Below are 24,158 nucleotides of genomic sequence, written 5' to 3' on the forward strand. Positions count from 1 at the left end.
CTGGAATTTTTTTCCAGTCTCTATCGTATAAAGGGATATCATGAAATATATTATCAATCATTCAAACGACACTGCCTTTAATATCGCTTTAGAGGAATATGCTTTTAAACACCTTTTGGACGAGGATCAAATCTTCCTTCTTTGGATTAACAAACCGTCTATCATTGTTGGTCGTCACCAGAATACTATTGAAGAAATTAACCGTGATTATGTTCGAGAAAATGGTATTGAGGTGGTCCGCCGTATCAGTGGTGGTGGAGCTGTTTACCACGATTTAAACAACCTCAACTACACCATCATTTCAAAAGAAGATGAAAACAAGGCCTTTGACTTCAAGAGCTTCTCAACTCCAGTTATCAATACCTTAGCTCAACTAGGCGTTAAAGCTGAGTTCACAGGCCGTAATGACCTTGAGATTGATGGCAAAAAATTCTGTGGCAATGCCCAAGCCTATATCAATGGCCGTATTATGCACCATGGTTGTCTTCTCTTTGACGTGGACTTGTCAGTCCTAGCTAACGCACTTAAAGTGTCTAAAGATAAGTTTGAATCAAAAGGGGTTAAATCAGTCCGTGCTCGAGTAACTAATATTATCGATGAGTTGCCAGAAAAAATCACTGTTGAAGAATTCCGTGATCTACTTTTGGAATACATGAAAAAAGAATATCCTGAAATGACAGAATATGTATTTTCAGATGAAGAATTGGCTGAAATCAATCGAATCAAAGAAACTAAGTTTGGAACTTGGGACTGGAATTATGGGAAATCACCTGAATACAATGTCCGCCGTGGAACAAAATTCCCAAGTGGTAAGGTTGAAATCTTCGCTAACGTCATTGAATCAAAAATCCAAGACATCAAGATCTACGGTGACTTCTTCGGTATCGAAGATGTTGCAGCCGTGGAAGATGTTCTTCGTGGCGTTAAATACGAACGTGAAGATGTTCTTAAAGCCCTTCAAACCATTAACTTAGGCCGTTACTTCGCAGGGATCACTGCAGAAGAAATTGCTGAGGCAGTGGTTGAATAAAGCAAAAAGAAGTTGGTTTTTCCCAGCTTCTTTTTTTGTAGCTATTATTTACATAAATTATATTATGTAGTTTATAAGCTGTCTAAAGCATTTTTCTGTTCATCATTGACAATATGGGTATACAAGTCAGTAACTTGTGTGCTGGCATGTCCCAGTTGATGGCTTACCAAAACCTGCGACTTGGTTGCATCATAGAGACGAGTTGCAAGCGTATGGCGTAGTTTGTGGGGAGTTACCCGAACTTTGAAGTCTTCTGAATACTTGGCCACCATCTTTTCGACACTAGAAGCATCGATACGGTTTGGAACACCTCGATACAAGGTCAGAAAGAGAGCTGTATCAGTCCTTTCTGTCTTATAACGTTTGTCTCGAATAGCAAGATATTGCTCCAGATAAGGCTTAGCAAAGGCGGCTACATTTACCGAATCGCGTTTCCCACCTTTTCGAGTGACGTCAATGACCATCATCTTAAGATTGAGGTCACGAAGGTCTAGGTTAACAGCTTCAGATAAACGGACACCAGATGCCAAGAGAAGGGCGATAATGGCCAAATCACGTTCCTTATTTTTTTTAAACGATGATAGAGCACGATTTGAGAGTTGTTGTGGGTACTCTTGGTCGATATAAGTCAGAAAACCTTCTGTTTCATCACCTAAAAAGAGTTTTTGCTTGATATTCTCAGCCCGTGCAGCCAAGGTTTCTTTCTTTTTCTTGGTAGCAACCTTCTTCATGACATTACGATAGAAATAAGGTTCCCCTTGCTCGTTTTCAACTTCCTCAGTTAAATACTTATAAAGACTAGAAAGAGCTGATAAAGTACGGTTAATGGTTGTTTGGGAGACACCATTTTTAGTTGTATTAGCATTAAGCAAAGGACGTTCACGTAAGTAAAGAATAAAAGATTCCATGTCTTTCTTAGTCATGTTCTCCAGAACATCCAAAGGAATATTTGCCATAGTATCAGCATCCGATATACCAGATTCCAAAACCCAGGTGAAAAATCGATCGTATTCCTTTAAGTATTCGTACAATGTCGTAAAACTGTAGGGAACGGCCAATTTTGATTGGTAGTATTCCAGAACGTACCAGGGCATAACTTGTTTGAGTTTATCAATCCGTTCTAATAAGATCTCGCGTTTCATGTTTTTCTCCAAATATTCTATACTAGTAGTATAGCATAGCTAGTTATATTTTTCAAGAAAATTATAGTTTTTCGGAAAGATGTTATAGGAGTTATATAGGATTGTCTAAGTAAGCTATATAATGGAAAAAAGCGCTTATAATTTGGTAAATCATTGCTTCATTGAACTTATATTTTTAAAATTTTTAAACTTCTACAGTTTTTTAAGTTAAATATAAAAACTCGATTCCATCTTTTAGGGACCGAGTTTTTGTTTTTATATTGTTTTCATCTATATGAATCCGCCGATTAAATAAATCTGAAAATCTTTTTCTTAAATCATGGATCAGATATAACGTAATAAAATTTATGTAAATTAATACTGCTATAAAAGCAAATCTTTTACTTTTCCAATTTCACTTTTTGGAATAACTAGGTGAATCATATCACCGAGGTACATTCTGGTTGAACCGTTAACGGTTTGGCTCTTGCCATTATGGACTTGAGTTGTGATGAGGATATTATGTGGTAAGTTGAGTTCATGTACTTGTTTCCCTGCTATTTTATCTGAAACTGGAATTTCAATGAGGGTAACTTCTCCATCATCAGTTACTGATTCAGGTAGCATTTTCTCCAGCATGGCTTCATAGACGGGCGCCCCTTTGAGCAGATCCATAACAATATAGGCAACTAGGGTTACCATCCCTAAAGGCATTAGATTGCGGATGTCACCAACCATTTCCGTCACAAGAATCATAGCTGTCAAAGGTGCTTTTGAGATGGCCCCAAAATAACCACTCATTCCAAGGATAACAAAGATAGGAAATTGCTGTTGGGTAACAAGGCCAAGATTGACACAAATAACGCCTACTAGGGCACCAAGTAAGGATCCTAATGCTAAAATCGGTAAGAAAATACCACCTGGCAGTCCACTTCCGTAACTAATCATGCTCCAGATAAAGCGAATGATAAAGTAAATTAAGAGAATTTGAAAACTGAAATCCTGTTCTGTTAAAGATAAAACAATTTGATTTCCCCCACCAAGTATTTGTGGCAGGAAGATTCCTATTGGAATGATAAGAAGAAAGGCTAGAATAGGATAATTGGCCTTATCCAGATGAACCTTTTGACCAATCCAATCATATACTTTTCCAACGTTAAGAACGGCTTTTTCATAGAGAAAACCTGAGAGTCCTAGAAAAATTCCCATCACCAGATAAATCCAATATTGGCTCAAGTTCATGAGAGGGATATTGTCCGGCATATCAAGTACAGGTGTTAAGCCAAAGATGAGAAGAGAAACGAAGTTTGCTACCAGACTGGCTGCCAAGGTAGAAACCCAGAAAAATCTTGAAAAATGGTGATAGACTTCTTCTACTACAAATAATAACCCTGCAATCGGCGCATTAAAGGCAGCAGCAAGTCCAGCAGCAGCTCCACTCGCGATTAAAGAACGTTCTTCGACAGGGCTAGACTTGAGCCACTTAGCAATTCCTTTACCTCCAACAGCACCTAGTTGAATACTTGGACCTTCACGCCCTAACATGAGTCCACTTGCAATTGCGAGAATACCAAGAACATATTTCTTCCATAGCACACTCCACCAGTTGAGAGACATGAGACCTTTTAACTCTGCCTCAACTTGAGGAATACCAGAACCTTTGATATCTTTTTCCGAGCGTGTTAATTTGGCGCTAAGCCAGCAAATAACAAGATAAAGCAAGGAGATAATCAACAGATTACGTACAAGATTATCTTGATCATGATAAAGCCCTTGGATGACATGAAATCCTTTTTCAATAGAAAACCGAAAAGACCCAACAATAAGGCCTACGACTAATCCAACGATAATTCCTCGCCCTACTTGAGATAGAATTGTACTTGACGCGAAGGCAAATTCTTTCTTGGAACTAAGTATTTGCGACTGTTCCTCCATAATTCTCTCCTTTAATTATCTTTTACTAGTTTCTGAAACGATCGTTTTAATCGGTTCAAAACTGGTGCGATGAATAGGTGTGACACCGTGCTTTTCAATTCCTTCTAGATGCTTAGCAGTTCCATAGCCAGCATTTTGAGCAAAATCATAGCCTGGAAATTCTTGGTCATAGTTAGCCATGATCTTATCTCTTGTAACCTTCGCAACGATAGATGCTGCTGCAATGGATAGAGAATTAGCATCTCCTTTGATAATGGATGTTTGAGAAATCGGCAAATCCAACTTCATGGCATCGATTAATAAGTGCTCAGGTTGCGGGTCCAGCTGCGATACAGCTTCTTTCATGGCCAATTTAGTTGCTTCATAGATATTGACTTGATCAATGACTTGATTATCCATAATCCCAATACCGATTGCTAGAGCCTTATCTTTAACAGCTTGAAAAATCTCTTGATGTTTTTTCTTGGGGATCTTTTTACTGTCATTCAAGCCTTTTATTTTACAATTTTTGGGAAGAATGACTGCTGCAGCAACGACAGGACCAGCTAAAGGCCCACGTCCAACTTCATCTACACCTGCAATTAAGCTAATACCTTGAGCATAAAGCTCTTTTTCATAGTTAAGCATGGCTTCTAAGCGCAGATTTTCATCAATTTCAGCTTGAATAGCTTTCTTACGCTTTTGAATTTCTTTTTGGACACCTGAACGAGAATCTTTTTCAAATTCCTTAAACAGAGGACTACTAAGTTCAGTTATCCTTGCTAATTCTTCTTTTATTTCTTTAATCGTTGCCATTGAGATCATCCAATGTATCTAATGTGTAATTACCAAGTTTTCCATCACGAACTTCTTTGACAAAGAGATTGTAAAAACGATCGTAATCATCACGGAAACCAAGGATACGAGTCATGTCCATGATAATTTCAGGAGCTTCATCGTCCAGATTCATTTGTTTAAAACGTTCTTGAAGCTTATCGGGATAATGGGTTTTAAAGTAATTAAGACCGAAAATCGTCACTTCATCCATCGGAAGCAATTGGTCTTTGATAGCTCCAGTTAATGCGAGTTTAAGGGCGACAGTTTCATCTTCAAATTTTGGCCAGAGAATCCCTGGAGTGTCCAAGATTTCCAAATCCTTATTTGTTTTGAGCCATTGTTGGCCTTTTGTCACACCTGGCTTGTTACCAACTACAGCAATTTTCTTACCAGCTAATCGGTTCATCAGAGTCGATTTACCAGCGTTTGGAATCCCGATAATCATGGTACGCAAGGTTTCGATTTGAATCCCACGTTCCTTTTGACGAGCAATCTTATCTGCCATAAGCTTTTTTGCTGCATCTGTCACAACTTTAACTGTAACCTGCTCTTTGGAGTTAATAGCTAGGGTTTGAATTCCTTGTGATTCAAAGTGCTGACGCCATTCTTTCGTTTGAACTGGGTCTGCAAGATCTGCCTTGTTTAAAATCAGAAGTCTTGGTTTATCTCCTACAATTTTAGTCAGCATTGGATTTTGGCTAGACAAGGGCAAGCGGGCATCCACCAAAATCGTCACAAAATCAACAAATTTTAAATTTTCCTGAACCTGTCTTCTTGCCTTGGACATGTGTCCAGGAAACCATTGAATAGTTGCCATTCTGTAAAATTCCTTTCTCTTATTGGATTTGTATTTATTTTTCCAGTTTCAAAAATTAAATAGATATCCTTTTTCTAAAATAAATCACTATCTTTTATTATAACATGATTTCTCGTATTTGACGCTTGATTCAATGCCGATTGTAAAATGTTTTCTAAGTAAATCAGTCACAAATGAAATTCCTCATTGTCTAAAACGATTGAAAAATAATAGTGTTCACCATAATTTTTAACATAGTTGCTGATATACTTTTCTGTTTGAAAAATGGATTTACTGCTATCAATAGTTGGATCTTGTTTCTCGTAATACCAATTATCATAAGTATGTGTCAGTTGGCCATTCTTGTAGCAAAACACATCTCCACCTAATATTGTCAGATTGTTTGCTTGGATAATAGCAAGTAAGTCTGGGATTGCTGAATAATCATAAGCGTATGCATCAATCCCTAAGTCACGTAGATCAATTCCTCTTTTATTTATATTCTCAATATTCTGTTTCATAAAGTTAATTCCTTAAGTTTCTCTTGATAAGCAAAATCGATAACCACTACACAGTCGTTATCGATTTTAATGAATTTTAATCTTTTTCACCAAGCTTGCTGTTAATTGACATCATGATACTTGCAATTTTTTCTCCCCAGTATGGATCTGAAGCATAAAGGACATTCATACCTGATGATTTATTTCCTAGGTATGTTCTCCCATTATCGATGTAATTTTCGCGAATCCACTTGGCTGCACCTAAGATACCCTTATCAACATCGTCAAAGCTTTTAGCTGAATCATATGGCGTTGTATCATAAGCAGCGATACCAAAGAAGTTATTCTTATCCTTGGCAATCTGGCTACGTCCCCATGAACTTTCTAGAGCACTGTGGGCAATCAAGTAGAGGGCATTAATTTTATAACGTTCTTCAGCTTCTTTAAAGATTGCACCCTTACCTGCCAGACGACTTCCCTTGATATTCATAAGAGAATAGACTTTATCTAATTCTTCAGCTGTGTAATTGCTTGGTTTTCTTAAATCTCTAAATAAGAAAGGATTTTCAACTGTAAAGTTTTCAAAGTTAATACCATCAGCTGAATAGTATTTTTTGCCAATGGCCATTGATGAATTATGAGGTGCTACACGAATACTTGCGTAAGGTGATAACTCATGGTAAAGATAACGACCATCCGTAGTATAGTGAGGAATGAATTCACTATCTGTGCTGACCGCTACTAGATCACTCTTGTTCATATATCCTGAAAGTCCTGATATTTTGACTGGAAGTCGACCACCTTGAACTTCAGCCCCAGTAACCGAAACAATGCTACCTTGTGAGATATAGCTGAGTCTATCACCAGAAGCACTGTATACATAAGCTGTAATTGGTGTTACTTTATAATAGGATGATGGATCAGAAATCCATTTTCCATTGCTTTGGAATGAATAGTCTTTACCTTTGATTTTGAAAGTCCCTGTTACATATACCCCATCATCTTTGAGGTAATACCAAGCATCATAGTTCTTATCAAAAATCCATTCATTCTTAGCCATATAGCCACCAGATTTTAGATAGTAAGCACCCTGCCATTGATTTTCAGCATAAGCACCGTCCGACTTGAGGTAGAACCAGCTATTATATTTCTTATCAAAGATCCATTCATTCTCAGCCATGGCTCCACTATCTTTTAGATAGTATTTAGATTTCCATTGACTACTTAGCATGTCACCATCTTTATTAAAATAGTACCATGTACCGTTGATTTTTTCCCACTTGTCGCGAATAATTTTTCCTGATTCTGTAGCAAAGTACCATTTATCAGCAATTTTTACCCAAGAATTTTCTGCCATAGCACCGCTAGTCTTGAGAAGATAATCATTATAAATAGTATTGCTTAACATTGTGCCAGATTCATCAAATCGATACCAAACACCAGCTATCTTTTTCCAAGTATTACGAGTAATTTTCCCGTCCTCATTGGCATAGTACCATTTATCAGCAATTTTCACCCAAGCATTTTCTGCCATAGCACCACTACTTTTGAGAAGATAATCATTATAAATAGTATTGCTTAACATTGTGCCCGATTCATCAAATCGATACCAAACACCAGCTATCTTTTTCCAAGTATTACGAGTAATTTTCCCGTCCTCATTGGCATAATACCATTGATCGTCAATTTTTACCCAAGAAGATTCTGCCAAAGCACCGCTATTATTCAATAGATAATCATTAAAGATAGCGTTACTAAGCATGATGCCATCTTGATTAAAATAGTACCAAACACCAGCTATTTTTTTCCAATTCGAAACTGGTTGATTATTCTCATAATAACGCCATTGGTTATTTTCTTTTTGCCAACCTTCTTTGTTAACTACTTCTACTATTGCTTCTTTTGAAGATTGTTCGTGTGTATCAGGAGTTTGAGAGGTTGCTTTTTCAGCCTCGTTTTGATGTTTCTTCTCATTTCCTACTGTATTCGAAGAAGTTCTTTCTGATGATTGAATATTATTGGTAGCTTGAGAATCCTCGGCATAGACGGTTGTTTTTGCAAAACATGCCATAGAGAGGGCAACCGTACTTGCCAGCAATATTTTTTTCATTCTTTTCTCCTAGTAAATACCAAGATTGGGATTTGTTTTTCCTAAATATTATATTAAAATCGCTAATTATCAATTTTATTATACAATATTCTGTTAAATATAAAAGTAGTATCTTTCAGAAGAAAAGAACTTGTAATATTTTTAAAATATTTTAGAAATAAAAGTTAATAAAAAGTAGTCGAACATCAGCTGAACGACTACTTTTTTATAACATTATGCCTGACCATAGACTTCTTTGCGATTCGTTTTAGTTACTTTGCTAGTACTCTTCCAAAGGTTTGGATTGATGAAAATAGTGACGATCGCTAGTATTGCAAAACCAATCCCAACATACCAGTAGGGTGCATCCAAGGTTGTTGAGCGTCCTGAAAGGTTGACAATCCCACGGAAAAGTGTACCCGCTATAATAATCGCTACTGCCGAATTCCATAGATTTAGACTAATACGAGAGAAATGTGGAAGAACTTTGAGAAAGATTGCAAGTAGAATTCCCCCGACAAGAGGTACTGCAAACAAATAGTGCATATGGACAGAAGTTTCTCCAAAACTAAAAGCTTCGTAAATTCGAGAAAATGCAAAGAAGAAAATAGTGATTAGTGTATAAGAAATGACCGTTTTTTTAAATCGTTTTTTGCTAAAATTAGTAACCAATGTAGACAATGTCACTCACCGCCCTTTCTGAAATTTTGTTTCCTCCAGTCGTTGGTTTATTGATAACCTGACCGTTGAAGTAAAGTGTAGATGATCCACCACCATCAAGGTTGTAGGCTGTTTTTGCTCCATAAGATTTCATGACCTCAGCGAGCTGATAAAGAGAGAGACCTTCACTTTCAGAGGTACGTCCATCTGAAACCACGATGATATAGTGGTTTTCATCGATAATACCAATAGCTGTACGAGGATTTGAAGCCATGGCCTGTCCTACTTCTGTATTGGTATCAACTGCAATTTCACCATTTTCGACCAAGGCTGGTCCAAAAGCCAAGAGATTGACGACACCATCATTTACTAGTTGCTCAGCTGAGATCTGATCTTCGTAAATAACCTTGAAAGAGCCGTCTTTATAAATAGCTAAGTCCCCATTACTAGAATCTTCACGAACAGTATCACGATAAACTACTCCATTACGGATAACATAACCTGTAGAGTTAGCACCATAGTAGTCCCCGTTTACCGCTAAAATGGCATTGTTGTCAGCTGCGGTAACAGAGGTTTTTGCAGTTACGTTAGTTCTGTAGGCATTTTGAGCAAAGGCAGTTTTCAGATAATCCGATGAGCTCAGAGTAATATCAGCAACGTAGACTTGGGTATTATTGACTGTCGTTTCAGACAAATTAACAGAAATATTGTCATCTTTATATCTAGAGTCAGTGACAGTAGCCGTTTTAGCAGCTTGACTTGCTGCTGCAGCATTGGAACTTGTGCTCGTTGTGGCAACTGTCGAGATAGTTTCAGCAAGGACAAAGGTCTTTAGCATTGAGTAACTAAAGGATCCTGTCAAGAGTAGACCAAGAACTGAGGCGTAAGCATAGCGTTTCTTTAAAAATTTCATAATACAGTTGATGTCCTTTCCTTAAAGATGAATTTCTTCTGCACTGTCCAAGAGACAGTGAAGAGAAGAATGCCGACGATAACTTTAGCAATCAGAAGGTTGATACCAAAGACTGTAAAGAAGAGACGAATCAGTAGCGTGTCTAAGACAAAGAGTCCAACTGCTAGACCAAAGTATCCCATCCCTGTTTTCACAAGGCTATCGTCATTTTTAAAGACTAGTTTCTTATTTGTAGAATAGTTGAAAATAGAGCTAGTCACACGAGCAACTCCGTTTGCTAGAAAGATTCGTAGACTCGTCGGAACTGTCGGCAAAATCAAGATTGCTAGGGCGTAAACGACATAGTCTACAACAAAGCTACTGAGAGATGATAAGGCAAATTTAAAGATATTTTTATAAATCATGAGCCCGTCTTGGATTGGACGGAAGTGTGAAGCCTCATTATCGTTGATATAGACAGTTTCAATAGGCACTTCTAGAATCTCGTATTCTTTTGTTGCTTCGAGCAACATATTCATTTCATATTCATAACGTTGAGCTTCAATCTTAAGCATAAACGGTATCAAGTTTGTCGTAAATGCACGAAGTCCAGTTTGCGTATCTGTTACTCCTACTCCTGTTTGAAGCTTAAAGAGAGCTTTAGTTAAGCTGTTACCAAAACGGCTACGAAGGGGAACTTTTCCAGAAAAGGCACGTACACCCAAGATTAGCTTGTTTGGATTTTCGGAAGCTTTATTAGCCGTGCGGAAAATATCCCATACCTTGTGCTGTCCATCCGCATCTGCTGTGACAACCGTACCATAAATGTTTTGTTCTTGAATATAAGTAAAGGCTGTTTTTAGAGCCTGCCCTTTACCTTGGTTCACTTGGTGACGAATGACAGTAGCAAATTGTTTTGCTTTATCAAAGATTTTTTGGCACTCTGATGAACTGCCGTCCTCTATGACTAAGATATGAAAATCACTCTTTTCGTGAATTTTTTCAATGAGTTTGATAAGTTGCTTATCTGGTTGATAAGCTGGAATGACTATGTAGTTCATATCGATACCTCTTTCTTTGATGATGGTATAACTATACAGAACATCGCTTAAAGATACCTTATATCAGTTTTCTTTAAGAAAAAGTTTAAAAAACTTTAAGCTTTAAAAAGGACTTATCACTTAATAAGAAATTTAGTTTGAATTTTCAGATAAAAATAAATATACAAAAATCCTCAAATAGCAACTGTATTTGAGGATGTATCTTATCATACAATGAGAGTACTTAGTCTATTTTCTCTCTTAATCTTTCAACAAAGAGATAGGCTGCGGGGCAGGTTAGAGTATTTTTAATAGTAAGATTATTGATTTGGTAAATCTTCTTACGGTCAGTATGTGGAAATTCACGACAGGCTTTGGGACGGACATCGTAGATGGAACAGAGATTATCGCCTCCTAGAAATGGACAGGGCATCGATTTGAAGATCTTATCTCCATCCTCGTCCACTTGCAAAAACTCAGCTTCAAAGGCTGGCAATTTCATTTTAAAATACTTGGCAATACGTGTGATATCTGCTTCTTTAAAGTCTGGACCAAGACTCTTGCAGCAGTTAGCGCATGCTGTACAATCAATTTCATTAAAAACTTCTTGATGGATTTCAAGCGCAATTTTATCTAAATTTTTAGGCGCTTTCTTCTTTAGATTTCCTAAAAACTTACGATGCTCTTTTTGTTTTTGCAAGGCTAGTTGGTGATAATATTCGATATCGATTTCTTTTGACATAGTTTCTTTCTAATTTTTAATGTTGATACAAACATTTTTATTTTATACATAAATAAAATTATGTAAAATTATTTAGAGACATAATTTTAACAATAATGAGTTTCTCCATGCAGGACGAAAACTACCGCCATACTATCATTCTTTCTAAAAAAGGTTTGATGCAGTTGGTTAAAATGCCTTCTATCCAAGATTTTTGTGCGGACGATAGATTCTCCGCATCTAAACATTCCTTTAGAAAATCACGTACCTGATCAGGTGCTATTTCAAATTCAAAAGCCTTCATTTTGTAGAAAAAGTCCAACAAAGTGTTAGAGAGATAGTCAGTTGAAAATGGAATTTCTCCAGTTTTTCGATACATGATTAGAAGTCGGGAAAAGCGAGCTTTTTCTTCGGGTATATCCTTAAAATAAGAGTTAAGCAACCAGACTTGCTTTTGTTTTCTTTCAAGAGGGTCTTGACTAGCAATGCGTTGATCCTTTTCAAGTTCTCTTTGGTACTGTTTTGATTTGATAGAACGTTCTGCACGATTTTTACCAAAGAGAATTTTTTCCCACTGGCGCTCCTCTAGTGTCAGTGTTTCGCTCAATCCAAAGTAATCCTGATAGGCACGTTCAGCTGGTCCCATTGCTAGAACCAGGTTATCCGCATATTGTTTAGCAATCTTGTCCCGCTTCTTTCGCTCCTTTTCAGCCTTGATGCGAAGTTCCTGCTCATAGTCAATTTTTTCTTTTCCTAGTTTAACAAGATAGAGCTGATCGTCAGATTTTCCAAGTAGAAAGGGTTTGATAAATTTCTCAAGGACTTCTTCCATACGAGCTTTCTTCAAAGGCTCTGCCTTACTCCAACTTCCACCTTGAAATACCTCTAAAAAGAGTTGATAATCCTTTTCTGGTGAGAATTGATTACCTCGATTTGACTTAAAAGCTCCCTTTTCCCATAGCCAGTTGATCAGTCGCTCATCAAAATCCGTTTTATTAACTCGAATGGCTTCTTTTTTCTGAGCCTTTCTGGTTAGATTTTCAAGCTTTCTGAGAAGTTTTTCTTCCTCTTCTAGCTGTTGATCTAGGCTAATTCTTTGGAAATGACGCACACAGTCACTCCCAATGGGAAAAAGTCGTTTGCCAGTAACTCCGTTAAAAAGTTCATAAGCATACTTAATAGCATTACCGCAGACACAATTGCTTCGACCGATTCCATTAAAAATCAAGGAAACTTCACTCCATTCTTTGGTAGCTTGTTCCCAAGTATCGGCTTTAGAGGCCTCTAAAACTGCATCATATAAGTTTTTTCTAACAGGAATGGACATGATGCCTCCTTTCTTTTTAAAGTTTAACGACTTCTACTTGGTCTTTACCAAGTAGAATCAAATATTTTTCAACTGTTTCTATCTGATAAGAACGAGATAGAGCCTCTGCATAGAGGTCTAATTGTCCTCGATAGCGTTCAATAAGCTGACTAGCATGCTCATAACGGTCTGTCTTGTAGTCAAAGAGAGCAATCTTATCATTGTAGAGGAGATATCCATCTAAGATTCCACGGACAACAAAATCTTCCTGACTCTTAGCATCTCTTTTCAACATTGAGAAAGGTTGTTCTCGATAGAGTTTATCTTGGTTTGCAAGAATCTCTTGACCTAGAGCCGTATCAAAGAAGGACAAAATCTTTACTAGATTGATTTTGGATTTGACATCCGAGCTTACTTGAACTTGCTCTAAAGCCTCTGTTAAAGTCTCTAAAGTGGGTTTCTTAGCTAGATTAATTCTCTGCATGAGTTCATGGGTAGCACTACCAATCTCAGCACCAGTAACTTTCTTAGTTTTAGAGAAATCAGGAAGATTGAATTGAACAGTGCTTTCTTTTAGTTGACTTTGACCAGCTACTACTACACCTTCCATATCCATAACTGGTTCATACAACTTCTTAATCTGACTTGGAGTTTGTACACTTGGAAGATTGATTGCTGCACGGTGGATTTGGTTATAGACTTCCACTTCTTTCAGCATTTGTAAAGCTTCCTTGATGGCATCAGATTGACGGTTGTCTGCTTGGGATTGGTCTTGGAGCTGGCTTTTATTTTCCAATTCTCCGATAGCTTCTTCTGTCAGTTGTTCTTCACCCTCGAAACGAACACTAAAGTGTAAGTCCTCTTTAGAAAAAGCTTGGTAAATGGCCCAAATCCAATCTTGGAAATTACTAGCATCTAGTCTAGTTTCTCGAGTCAAAAGACCTTGCCCATTTGTCGGGTATTCTTTAGACTCCAACTTCTCCCTTGATCCCTTTCCGACTAGATAGATTTTTTTCTCAGCACGAGTCATGGCTACATAAAGTAAACGCATCAACTCAGAATAGCTTGCTAATTGGAGTTCTTCTTCATTTTGCGTATAGGTCAAGCTAGGGATAGATAATTTAATAGTAGATGGAACGTATTCCTCTTTGGAATCTGTATCATCTGTAGCAACTCTAGCTACGTACTTAAGACCAAGGCCATTTTTACGACTTAGGATGACTTGAGACATGGAATCTTGCTTGTTGAATTGCTGATCAATATTAAGGATAAAGACATAAGGAAACTCTAGGCCCTTACTTTTATGAATACTCATAAGTTCTACTGCATCCTTAGGTGGTGCCACAGCAACATTGGCAAGATCATGCTGGGCTTCCAAGACCTGATCTATCATTCGAATAAAGCGAGATAATCCCTTAAAATTACTCTTTTCAAACTGATCTGCTCTTAAAGCAAGGGCATAGAGGTTAGCCTGTCTAGCATGACCATTTGGCAAAGCACCAACATAGTCATAGTAAAAACGGTCGCTATAGATTTTCCAAATGAGATCATAAAGTGAGTGCGTTTTAGAATACAAACGCCAAGCCTGGACGGTTTCCATGAAAAAGCTTAGTTTCTTTTGTAATTCAGCTTTGATTAAATCTTTTTGAAGACCAATTTTCTTCTGAGCATTAACTAGTTTCTCATAAAAGTTCTCTTGAACCTTATCCTCAGATTTTTGAAGTGCGAGACGAGCCAATTCATCCTCATCAAAGCTAAACATCGGAGATTTCATTAGAGCAACCAAAGCAAAGTCTTGAAGAGGGTTGTGGATGACACGAAGAGTATCCAACATAACCTGCACTTCTAGGGATTGCAAATAGTTTGATTGGGCGCCGTCTGTCTTGACTGGAATACCATACTCAGACAAGGCAAGTAGGACCTGGTCATTACGACTTCTGCTGGCAGTTAAGAGAGCCATGTCCTTGAAAGGTACACTCTTATCATTATGAAGGTGAATTATCTCCTTAAGCACCATGCGCATTTCACCAGTTAATTTGTTGGTTGCAAGTTCCTCCTCATCATCAGAATCGCTATCATCCTTATCATATAAGAGAACTTCTGCCTTGTTTTCAGGATTTGCTTGAATATCAGTATTTCCAAAAACAAGTTGATGCATACCATCGTATGAAATTTCCCCAACTTCATCGTCCATAAGATGCTTAAAGACATCATTTGTAGCATCTAGAACCTCTGAACTACTACGGAAATTTTCTTTAAGTAGAATTAATTGACCTTCTTTGTCATCTTGAGCAAATCTATGAAATTTTTCATTGAAAATTTGGGGATCTGCCTGTCTGAAACGATAAATAGACTGCTTGATATCCCCAACCATAAAACGATTATGACCGTTTGATAGGAGTTCTAACATTCTTTCTTGGATGTGGTTAGTATCTTGGTACTCATCTACCATGACTTCATGGAAGCGTTCCTGATACTCTTGTCTAACCTGAGAGAAGTTTTCCAAAATCTCAATGGTATAGTGGCTAATATCCGCAAATTCGAAGGCATTTTCTTCGCGTTTACGCTTTCGATAGGCATCAACAAAATCACTCATAAAAACTTGAAAAGTCTTTGCTAAGTCCCAAGACTCTTGATGATATTTTTCCTGGAATTTTAGTAAAGTAATTTGGTCATTTAGTGCAATTAGCTTTTCAAATTTTGCTTTTCTCTCTTGGTTGTAGGTTTCTTTCAAGTCTTGCAGTTCGGCCTTACGACTAGCATTTGTAAGAGCACGACCACCTTTATCCTTAGAGATACTAACAACTCGTTCTAGCACTTTTTGGTATTTGTCAAAGGTTGATTCATGGCTTAAAGAACTGATCTCGTCAAGAACTTGTTGGACAGATTCTAGGTAAGCTGCTTTGCCAAATTCCTTGGCATCATTATCCAAATGGTAACGGAAAAAGCTTTCTAAATCCCAAAGTCTTTCTTTTATATCCTCTGCAAGGTTTTCTTTAGCAACGGTAAAATCAGCCTCTTCAAAGCCTTTTAGAAAGGAATCTTCTAGCCAAGCCTGAGGATTGCTGGTAGATTGCAAAAAGTCATAAATCATATAGACCTGTTTACGCAAACCACGCGCGTCTTTGCTTCTACCTGCAAAGTTCTTAACTAGCTGACTAAACTTGCCTTGTTCTTTACCTTGATAGTGACTTTCAAAAACTTGACGAAAGACCTCATTTTTTAAGAGAAGTTGCTCACTTTCATTCTGAAGAATACGAAAATTTGGAGAGAGGTCAAGGAGATGACCATGCTTGGTCAGGAATTTCTGGGTAAAAGAGTCCATGGTCCCAATCGCGGCATTGGGTAAATCAGCTAATTGTCTGCCGAGGTGTTTTTTTAGTTCCACATCTTGCGTTTCTTGGATTTGTTGGCTGATTTTCTTTTCCAAGCGTTCTTTTAACTCAGTTGCTGCCTTGACTGTAAAGGTTGAGATAAAGAGTTGGCGAATTTCTACACCACGCGCTAACTGATCAAGAATTCGTTCAGCCATGACAAAGGTTTTCCCTGAGCCAGCTGATGCTGAGACCAGAATATTTTGACCAGAGCTATAAATAGCTTGAATTTGTTCAGCTGTTTTCTTAGGTTTCTTGTTAGACTGAGCTTCTGCTACTTGCAAGGCTGCAATCTCTTCTTGAGATAAAAATTTCATCGCTCCAACTCCTCTCTGATTTTATTAAACCAAGTTTCCTTGGCATTGCTCTTGGCAACTTTCTCTAAAAATCTCGCCTGACCTAAATGATAATTGGCTTCAAAACCTGTAATAGCTTGATATTGTTGCACATAGGCTGCAATGCTTCTACCGTTTTCTGTATAAGGGTTGATCGCAAATTCACCAGATAAAATCTTCTCTGCCGCTTTTTTGTAGAGAAGGGCATTATAGTCCAACAATAACTGGAATTCCTCATCAGACAACTGGTAAGTCTTATTTTTATTGTAAAACTCTCCAAGGTTTTTTATCTCTTTTTCAAGAAAGAGGCCTTGGTATTTCATAGTCTTATTCGTTTCTGCTACTGCCTTAGAAAGAGTTTTAGCAGTTTGTAATGACTGAATTGGTTCAGCCATTTCTAGGTACATAGCTCCAAAGAAATCCGTATTCCCTTCTTGCTTGAGGGCAGCTAGATAGGTTGGTAATTGCGAGTTAAGACCATTATAAAACATAGGGAACTTGAACTGAGTCAAAGAAGACTTATAATCTACAACACCGATAGCATCAGAAGTTTTCAAACGGTCAATTCGGTCAACCTTACCACGGACATAGACATTTCGTCCATTATCTAGCTGAATAAAGGCTTGGTCCTTGCCACCAAAGACAGCTTCTTCCTGAATCGTTTCAACATCCGCATTATGTCTAAGAATATGTCCAGTAGCGCGTGCGACATCCAAGAGGACTTCCTTAGTAAATTGAGCCTCCAAACTCTCCTGATAAATAGCTTGAAACTCACGTTCTTGACTGGTTTCAGAGATAGCTTGTTCTAAACGACGATCAAAGGATTCATCGCTCGGCATTTTCAATGCCCGCTCAAAGATACGATGCAAGAAATTCCCATGACTTCTTGCATCAGGACGGAGACGCAATTCTTCCTGCAAACCTAAAACATATCTTAGATAGTAACTGTATTCATTACGGTAGAACTCCGTTAGTCCAGAAGTAGATAGATAAAAATCTTGATCTTGAGGATACAAGGCTTCCAAAGTTTCAGTAGCTAAAGTCTTACTTTTTGGACTTGTTGGTAGGACAGGATTATCAAGACCTTGATCTTCTAATTTTCTCCCCATGACACGAGCTAGAACCTTAATAAAGGTTAAGTCCTGCTCACTTGTCTCCGACTCACCTTGTTGGTGATAAGCAACAAGACTAGACAAAAGACTGTGATAAGAACCAATATCATCCTTTGATAGGTTTCTTCGATCGATTCTCTTTTCAATCTTGCTAAAACCAAAATCCTGCAATTCTTTCAGATAAACTGACTCTTTGCTCTCGTTTTCATTGAGTAGACTAGGCGCTGATAAGACCAATTTTTTCTTGGCAGAATTTACCAAAGAAAGCATGGTATAGCGATTCTTCTTAAGATTTTCATGACTAGCAATCAATAATTGAGAGCCATCTTCAGTTCCTTGGTTTAAAACTTTTCTTTCTTCATCACTCAAAAGACTAGTATTTTGGCTAATTTTAGGTAGATGATCCTGGGTTAAGCCAAGTGCATAGATGTAATCAGAAGTCAAAGGCGAAATCAAATCATAACTTTGCACCAGAACCGTATCTACCGTTGCTGGGATTGTACGATAATTTGATAAGGACATACCTGAATGAAGAAGAACCAAGAAATCATCTAAAGCGACCTGAGTCCCCTCAAATACGGTCGCAAATTGCTCCATTACGTGGCAAAATGCTTTCCAGACCTCCTCTTGTCTTTCTTGTTCTGCCGCATCCATCGTTTCAGATAAGGATTGTAATTGCTTGGTAACAGATGCGTCCTTCAAAAAGTTATTCCATTTTGCAAGGATATTCTCAGTCTTTTGCTTACGACTGGATAATAAAGTTTCTAGTGGGTTTAGGACACGGACACGCAGCTCGTTTAATTTCTCTAAATCAAATTTCCCGTGATGATTTTTTGTAAATTCTTGTTTAAAGTTTGAAAGACCATCAATACCCAAATAGCGGATATATTGTTCAAAGCTATCGATTTCTTCTTGAGTAAGGTCGGTATATAAGCCGGTTCGTAAGAGGTTAATCAAATCTTCTTGACGGAAATAGTACCGTTTGAGGCGTCCGATGGATTCTACAAATTGAGTCAAAGGATGATGAGCCATAGACTCGCTTCTCCCGAGATAGAAAGGAATCTGATATTGATTAAAAATTGTCTGCAAGGACAGTTTATAGGACTCTACGTCTCCTAGTAAGATACGAACATTTTTGTAGCTTAGTTCAGGTTCTTGGTGCAATTTCTGGCGAATACTACGAGCAACGAGTTCCAGCTCTTCTTTTTGTGTCAGACAAGACCAGATTTGCAAGTCTTCTCTATCCTTAGCATCCACTTCTAAACTGATTTCAGAATAATCATAAGCACTTTCCAGTAATTTTGAGGCCTTGGCAAAAGCATCAAGATTTTCATGTTCTTGACAGGCATCTTCTGCCTTGGTCTGATATTTAAAAGCTAAATGACGTAAAAACTCAACACTGGCTTGGTATAGGTTCCCTTCACTAAAAGAGCTAGTGTAGGCTTTCTTAGTCGCATATACACCAATGATAATTTCAACACCCTTACGATGAAGCAAATCCACTAGGTGTTCCTCTTCTGCAGAAAAACGGGTAAAACCATCAATGACTAGGGCAATCTTACTAAAATCACTACTTACCATGTTTTTTTCGATAGCATTGATCAGATAGGATAATGGACTTCCTTGTGAAACTTGACCTTGATTTAAATGCGCTGTTATCTTTTCAAAAATCAAGATTAAATCAGACCGTTTATCAGCATCTGTCAAACTTTCCAAGTCCAAAAAACTCATCTTTGCAGTTGAAATTTCATGATAAATCTCAATCAGTTGCTGGATGAATTGCGGATCTTGTTTAATAGCCCCGTAAACACGTAAATTCTTAGCGTCTATCTCAGACAGACACTTATAGAAAGCCATACCAAGACCGATATCATCGAGACTTGACCTCTCAGGAATATCATTTAAAATCAGATAACGAGCCATTTGAGCGAAGCGCGTGACTGTGATAGCAAAAGAAGCCTGCTGACTCAAGCACTCCAGCACGGCACGTTCCTTTTCAAAAGAAAGAGAGTTAGGGGCGATATAAAAGACTCGTTTGCCTTGGGCAACCAGTCCTTGAGCCTCCTTGGTTAGGATTTCTGTCAAAGAAGTCCGAATATCGGTATAAAGTAGTTTCATCTCTGCCTCGTTTGTTTTTTGTCATTACCTTTTATTATATCATTTTTTAAGTAAAAACAGATTGATATAAAGCCCTAATTTTAACCTGTCCCATATCAAAAAAGTCGGAATAAAATCCGACCTTTTATAGTTATTAACTACCAGAAAACAAGAGTACCCATAATTCCCAAAATGCAGTAATGTTGATCATGATATGAAGTAAAATAGGGTAATAGAGAGAATGAGTTTTTCGGTAGAGGAATGCACAAATTGCTCCTCTACTTGCATAGGTGAAAAAGGCGAGTGGTGTTAAACCTGAACTGACATGCACATAGCCAAAGATACAGGCTGATAGTAAAATATCTCCATACCAAGGTGAATCTTTCAAAAATGTATTCATCAGAACACCTCGGTAAATCAATTCTTCTGAAATTGGTCCTAGCAGACAAGTAATAAGCAAAAAATATAGCAACTCTTGTCGCCCTGTCATCTCAATCATTTCATTTAAAGACATTTGATTGGATGTGGCTGGTGTTAAAAAAGAAAACACAGTATCTGAAAGATAATTGACTCCATAAGCAAGAAGCAAATAAACTAGATATCTCCATTTCCACTTTAACTCAAGAATTCTTCTACCTTCGAATACTAGTAAATAAAGAATAGCTATAAAAGTAACGATGAGCTCTAAAAAAGCAAGAATTTGAAAAAATTCTCTACTAGCAGGTACAAGCCTACCTGCAAAATGATTAAAAATCCACCAAAACCATGTCTTTCTATAAATGATTAGAAACAAGGCTAGTAAAATCTGTACTGTTCTTCTTTTCATGATAAGTCCTCTGCTTTTTATCCATTATCAGTATTTTACAAGTTTAGTATAGCATATCTTTTTAAACTCCCCTTGTCAAATCATGAATTGTAATTGAAACGTCCTAAATTGACATAGTAATCCTTATTTCATCCAAAATATGCTATAATATAGACAAAATACGTGAAAAGGAAATACTATGATTAAATTACTTGCTCTTGATATGGATGGAACTCTACTCAACGAAGCCAAGGAAATCCCTCAGGCTCATATTAATGCCATTCATAAGGCTGTCGACAAAGGCGTCAAACTTGTTCTTTGTACTGGTCGCCCTCTCTTTGGAGTTCTTCCCTACTATAAGAAACTTGGTCTTGATTTGCAGAATGAATACGTCATCGTCAACAATGGATGTTCTACCCACCAAACTAGTGACTGGGGCCTTGTTGACTGGCGAGAACTTAGCAAATCAGACATTGAATACCTGAATGAACTTGCAGAAAATAGTGAGGTTCAGTTGACTCTCTTTGACGAGGAACACTACTTCGTTCTAGGGGGCGAACCAAATCCTATCGTAAAATACGATGCGACACTTGTCTTTTCTGACCTGACTGAAATTTCACTAGAGGAAGCTACCAGTGGTAAATATCGCATGTTCCAGGGTATGTTCTTAGGTACAAAAGAACAAACAGATGATTTTGAACAACGATTTGCTGATGAACTTTGTCAGAGATTTAGCGGAGTTCGTTCACAACCAGTTATCTATGAAGCAATGCCACTCGGTACAACCAAGGCTTCTGCTCTTTCTCGCTTGGCTGAGATTTTAGATATCCAACCTTCTGAAATCATGGCAATGGGTGATGCCAATAACGATATTGAGATGTTAGAATTTGCAGGGCTTGGGATCGCCATGGGAAATGCTAGCGACTATGTCAAATCTCTCGCGGATGCCGTAACTGCCAGCAATGAAGAAGAGGGTGTTGCACGCGCTATTGAGAAATATATTTTGTAAAATTAAAAAAGCAACTAGCAGTTTATTCTGAGAGTTGCTTTTTTTTGTTTAAAATAATGCTGTTAGTGCGGTTATAATCCCTAAAACAATACCTGGCTCATTAGATGCTACCATGGGAATATCAGGTTCTTTTTCGTTTAGAAACTAAACTTACTTCTTCTCAATCGGTGCTACACTGGCTAGGAGTTTTTTGAGGCCGACTTCTGGGAAATTGATTTTCAATTCCTGAGTAGATCCACTTCCTGAAACTTCTAGAACAGTTCCTTCGCCCCATTTCTTATGAAGGGCAATATCACCAATAGACCAGCTTGTCTCACTAGAAGTCGATGTAGAACCAGCTGAAAATTGTCCAAAAGGTAGTCCTTTTGATTCAATTGATCTTGGAGCTGCGTTGCGTTTACGATCTTGTAGAGCTTGAGCTAGGCTCATGCCTTGACCAAAGGCGACACCTCCACTACTATAGGATGCTTTGAAGCTACTATTAGCAGGACGCGCCAAACCTTGATAAGTTAACAAATCTGAACTAATCTCATTGATAAAGCGTGTTGGACGATTATAGTTCGTTCGACCAAACAGCAAGCGGGAGTTAGCATTGGTTAGATAAAGGATTTTCTCTGCGCGCGTGATACCGACATAGGCTAGACGGCGTTCCTCTTCTAGTTCATCCATGTCTTCTGCTGCACGACTAAGTGGAAAGACATTTTCCTCCATTCCAATCAAGAATACAACTGGAAACTCTAGTCCCTTAGCCGCATGGAGCGTCATCAAGGTTACTTCTGATGTTTCCTGACTGCCAGAGTCTGTATCTGCAATCAAGGCCAAGTCATTGAGGAAGCGACTGAGCTTATCCAAGCCAGTTTCCTCTTCTTGATTATCTGGATTATCATCAAAGTTTTTGGTAACAGAAAGAAACTCTTCGATATTTTCAACCCGCGCCTTGCTTTCCAAGGTTGCCTGAGCATTGAGAATATCCACGTAGCCTGTCTTTTCCAATATCCCTTCAACAAGTTCGGTGATGCTTAATTGGTCTAGTTGCTCCCGCAAATCAAGAATCATATTGGCAAAATCCCAGATCGACTGAGCTGCCTTACCTTTTATCCCTGATAACATGATGTTAGCTGAAGCATCTAGCATAGACATGTTTTGCATATTAGCAAAATCACGAATTTTCTCTACTGTTCCAGGGCCAATGCCACGTTTAGGTTCATTGATGATCCGCTCAAAACTAATATTATCACTCAAATTGGCGATGAGATTCAGATATGCAATAACGTCACGGATTTCCTTACGGCTATAGAACTTAGTTCCACCGACCATAGTATAAGGAATATTAGACTTGAGCAGAGCTTCTTCAATTGTACGAGACTGGGCATTGGTACGGTAAAGAACTGCAAAGTCCTTGTGAAGGAAGTTTTGACTTCGACCAAGTTCATCAATGGTTTTGGCGACAAAGACAGCCTCGTCTTGTTCATCATTAGCACGATAGTAGACAATTTGTTCCCCATCCGCATTTTGAGTCCAGAGATTCTTAGGACGACGATTTTTATTGTTTTTGATAACGTCATTAGCAGCTTGGAGGATGGTCTTGGTCGAACGGTAATTTTCCTCCAATAAAACAACCTTGGCTTGAGGATAATCCTTCTCAAAATCCAAGATATTCTGCATATCAGCACCACGCCAACCGTAGATAGACTGGTCAGCATCCCCTACTACGCAGATATTTTGGAAACGAGAAGCCAAGAGTTTAACGAGTTGATACTGAGCATGGTTGGTATCTTGATACTCATCAACATGGATGTACTGGAACTTCTGTTGGTAATAAGTCAAAACATCGGGATTTTGGTCAAAGAGCCTCAAAGTCAACATGATCAAGTCGTCAAAGTCCACTGACTCTGACTGACGAAGTTCTTTCTGATAGGCTGTATAACACTTAGCTACAATTTGCGTGTACATATCTCCTGCCTGGGCAGCATAAGCTACATCGTCAATCAGATCATTCTTAGCATTGGAAATGGTTCCCAAAATAGTGCGTTCATTCCATTTTTTAGGATCCAAGTTCAACTGCTTGAGAATGCGTTTCATGAGCGTTCGCTGCTCTCCAGGATCCACAATCGTGAAATTGCGATTATAGCCAATGTGGTCCGCATCGCGACGTAGGATACGCACGCACATAGAGTGAAAGGTCGCAATCAAACAATCCTGAGTAGCTGGATTGAGTCCATAAGCACGCTCCTTCATTTCACGTGCAGCCTTATTGGTAAAGGTAATGGCCAAGATATTCCATGGGTTGACCATCTTTTCATCAATTAAGTAGGCAATACGGTGGGTTAGAACACGAGTCTTACCAGATCCCGCCCCCGCCATGATCAGCAAAGGTCCTTCTGTGGTTTGAACGGCCTCGGCTTGACGGTCATTCATTCCCTTTAATAATTCGTTCATTTTCTCTTCCTTATTCTTCAAGTCAATGTTTCTATTATATCAAAAAAGTTTGAAAATAACTTTTCTTAGGAGCCTTCTGAT

The 24,158-nt window shown here is 38.2% G+C and carries 17 protein-coding genes; 2 read left to right on the plus strand and 15 right to left on the minus strand.

Features of this window, described 5'->3' with window-relative positions:
* Nucleotides 1-40 precede the first annotated feature (40 nt).
* Complete coding sequence (locus tag RRU92_RS07430; RefSeq protein ID WP_311522293.1) at nucleotides 41-1,030, plus strand: lipoate--protein ligase; 990 nt, start codon at nucleotides 41-43, stop codon at nucleotides 1,028-1,030.
* A 71-nt stretch (nucleotides 1,031-1,101) separates the two neighbouring features.
* On the opposite strand, the gene xerS is transcribed toward RRU92_RS07430, so the two are convergent.
* From xerS to RRU92_RS07500, 14 genes are all read right to left on the minus strand, one after another.
* A complete protein-coding gene (gene xerS, locus RRU92_RS07435; protein ID WP_315639175.1) occupies nucleotides 1,102-2,172 on the minus strand; it encodes a tyrosine recombinase XerS in 1,071 nt (356 codons plus the stop codon).
* A 363-nt stretch (nucleotides 2,173-2,535) separates the two neighbouring features.
* Nucleotides 2,536-4,086, minus strand: coding sequence for a ClC family H(+)/Cl(-) exchange transporter (locus RRU92_RS07440; RefSeq protein ID WP_315639176.1), 1,551 nt, complete (start codon nucleotides 4,084-4,086; stop codon nucleotides 2,536-2,538).
* A 15-nt stretch (nucleotides 4,087-4,101) separates the two neighbouring features.
* The gene (locus RRU92_RS07445; protein WP_315639177.1) at nucleotides 4,102-4,881 is read right to left on the minus strand and encodes a ribonuclease HII; all 780 of its coding nucleotides are present in this window, start codon (nucleotides 4,879-4,881) and stop codon (nucleotides 4,102-4,104) included.
* Nucleotides 4,868-5,719, minus strand: coding sequence for a ribosome biogenesis GTPase YlqF (ylqF, locus tag RRU92_RS07450; RefSeq protein WP_315639178.1), 852 nt, complete (start codon nucleotides 5,717-5,719; stop codon nucleotides 4,868-4,870). The genes RRU92_RS07445 and ylqF overlap by 14 nt, the downstream gene beginning before the upstream one ends.
* A gap of 167 nt (nucleotides 5,720-5,886) precedes the next feature.
* A complete protein-coding gene (imm40, locus tag RRU92_RS07455) occupies nucleotides 5,887-6,219 on the minus strand; it encodes an Imm40 family immunity protein (RefSeq protein WP_315639180.1) in 333 nt (110 codons plus the stop codon).
* A gap of 76 nt (nucleotides 6,220-6,295) precedes the next feature.
* Entirely contained in the window at nucleotides 6,296-8,308 is a 2,013-nt protein-coding gene (locus tag RRU92_RS07460; protein WP_315639181.1) for a glucosaminidase domain-containing protein, read from the minus strand.
* A gap of 213 nt (nucleotides 8,309-8,521) precedes the next feature.
* Nucleotides 8,522-8,968: a hypothetical protein gene (locus RRU92_RS07465; RefSeq protein WP_315640920.1), complete on the minus strand. Its 447-nt coding sequence runs from the start codon at nucleotides 8,966-8,968 to the stop codon at nucleotides 8,522-8,524.
* A complete protein-coding gene (locus tag RRU92_RS07470; protein ID WP_153225347.1) occupies nucleotides 8,949-9,860 on the minus strand; it encodes a phosphodiester glycosidase family protein in 912 nt (303 codons plus the stop codon). Before RRU92_RS07470 ends, RRU92_RS07465 begins: the two co-directional genes overlap by 20 nt.
* Nucleotides 9,857-10,900: a bifunctional glycosyltransferase family 2/GtrA family protein gene (locus tag RRU92_RS07475; RefSeq protein ID WP_315639183.1), complete on the minus strand. Its 1,044-nt coding sequence runs from the start codon at nucleotides 10,898-10,900 to the stop codon at nucleotides 9,857-9,859. The genes RRU92_RS07470 and RRU92_RS07475 overlap by 4 nt, the downstream gene beginning before the upstream one ends.
* 223 nt (nucleotides 10,901-11,123) lie before the next feature.
* Nucleotides 11,124-11,621: a YkgJ family cysteine cluster protein gene (locus tag RRU92_RS07480; protein WP_315639184.1), complete on the minus strand. Its 498-nt coding sequence runs from the start codon at nucleotides 11,619-11,621 to the stop codon at nucleotides 11,124-11,126.
* A gap of 121 nt (nucleotides 11,622-11,742) precedes the next feature.
* Nucleotides 11,743-12,927: a hypothetical protein gene (locus tag RRU92_RS07485; RefSeq protein WP_315639185.1), complete on the minus strand. Its 1,185-nt coding sequence runs from the start codon at nucleotides 12,925-12,927 to the stop codon at nucleotides 11,743-11,745.
* A gap of 16 nt (nucleotides 12,928-12,943) precedes the next feature.
* A complete protein-coding gene (addA, locus tag RRU92_RS07490) occupies nucleotides 12,944-16,597 on the minus strand; it encodes a helicase-exonuclease AddAB subunit AddA (protein ID WP_315639186.1) in 3,654 nt (1,217 codons plus the stop codon).
* Nucleotides 16,594-19,845, minus strand: coding sequence for an ATP-dependent nuclease subunit B (gene rexB, locus RRU92_RS07495; RefSeq protein ID WP_315639187.1), 3,252 nt, complete (start codon nucleotides 19,843-19,845; stop codon nucleotides 16,594-16,596). Before rexB ends, addA begins: the two co-directional genes overlap by 4 nt.
* A 133-nt stretch (nucleotides 19,846-19,978) precedes the next feature.
* Nucleotides 19,979-20,650, minus strand: a complete 672-nt coding sequence (locus RRU92_RS07500; protein WP_315639188.1) for a CPBP family intramembrane glutamic endopeptidase — start codon at nucleotides 20,648-20,650, stop codon at nucleotides 19,979-19,981.
* A 178-nt stretch (nucleotides 20,651-20,828) separates the two neighbouring features.
* On the opposite strand from RRU92_RS07500, the gene RRU92_RS07505 reads away from it, so the two are divergent.
* Complete coding sequence (locus RRU92_RS07505) at nucleotides 20,829-21,638, plus strand: Cof-type HAD-IIB family hydrolase (protein WP_315639189.1); 810 nt, start codon at nucleotides 20,829-20,831, stop codon at nucleotides 21,636-21,638.
* Between the two features lie 150 nt (nucleotides 21,639-21,788).
* Here RRU92_RS07505 and pcrA read toward each other — a convergent pair whose 3' ends face one another.
* The gene (pcrA, locus tag RRU92_RS07510) at nucleotides 21,789-24,077 is read right to left on the minus strand and encodes a DNA helicase PcrA (RefSeq protein ID WP_315639190.1); all 2,289 of its coding nucleotides are present in this window, start codon (nucleotides 24,075-24,077) and stop codon (nucleotides 21,789-21,791) included.
* Nucleotides 24,078-24,158 lie beyond the last annotated feature (81 nt).

The sequence above is a fragment of the Streptococcus sp. DTU_2020_1001019_1_SI_AUS_MUR_006 genome (genome assembly GCF_032340315.1).
Taxonomy (GTDB): Bacteria; Bacillota; Bacilli; order Lactobacillales; family Streptococcaceae; genus Streptococcus.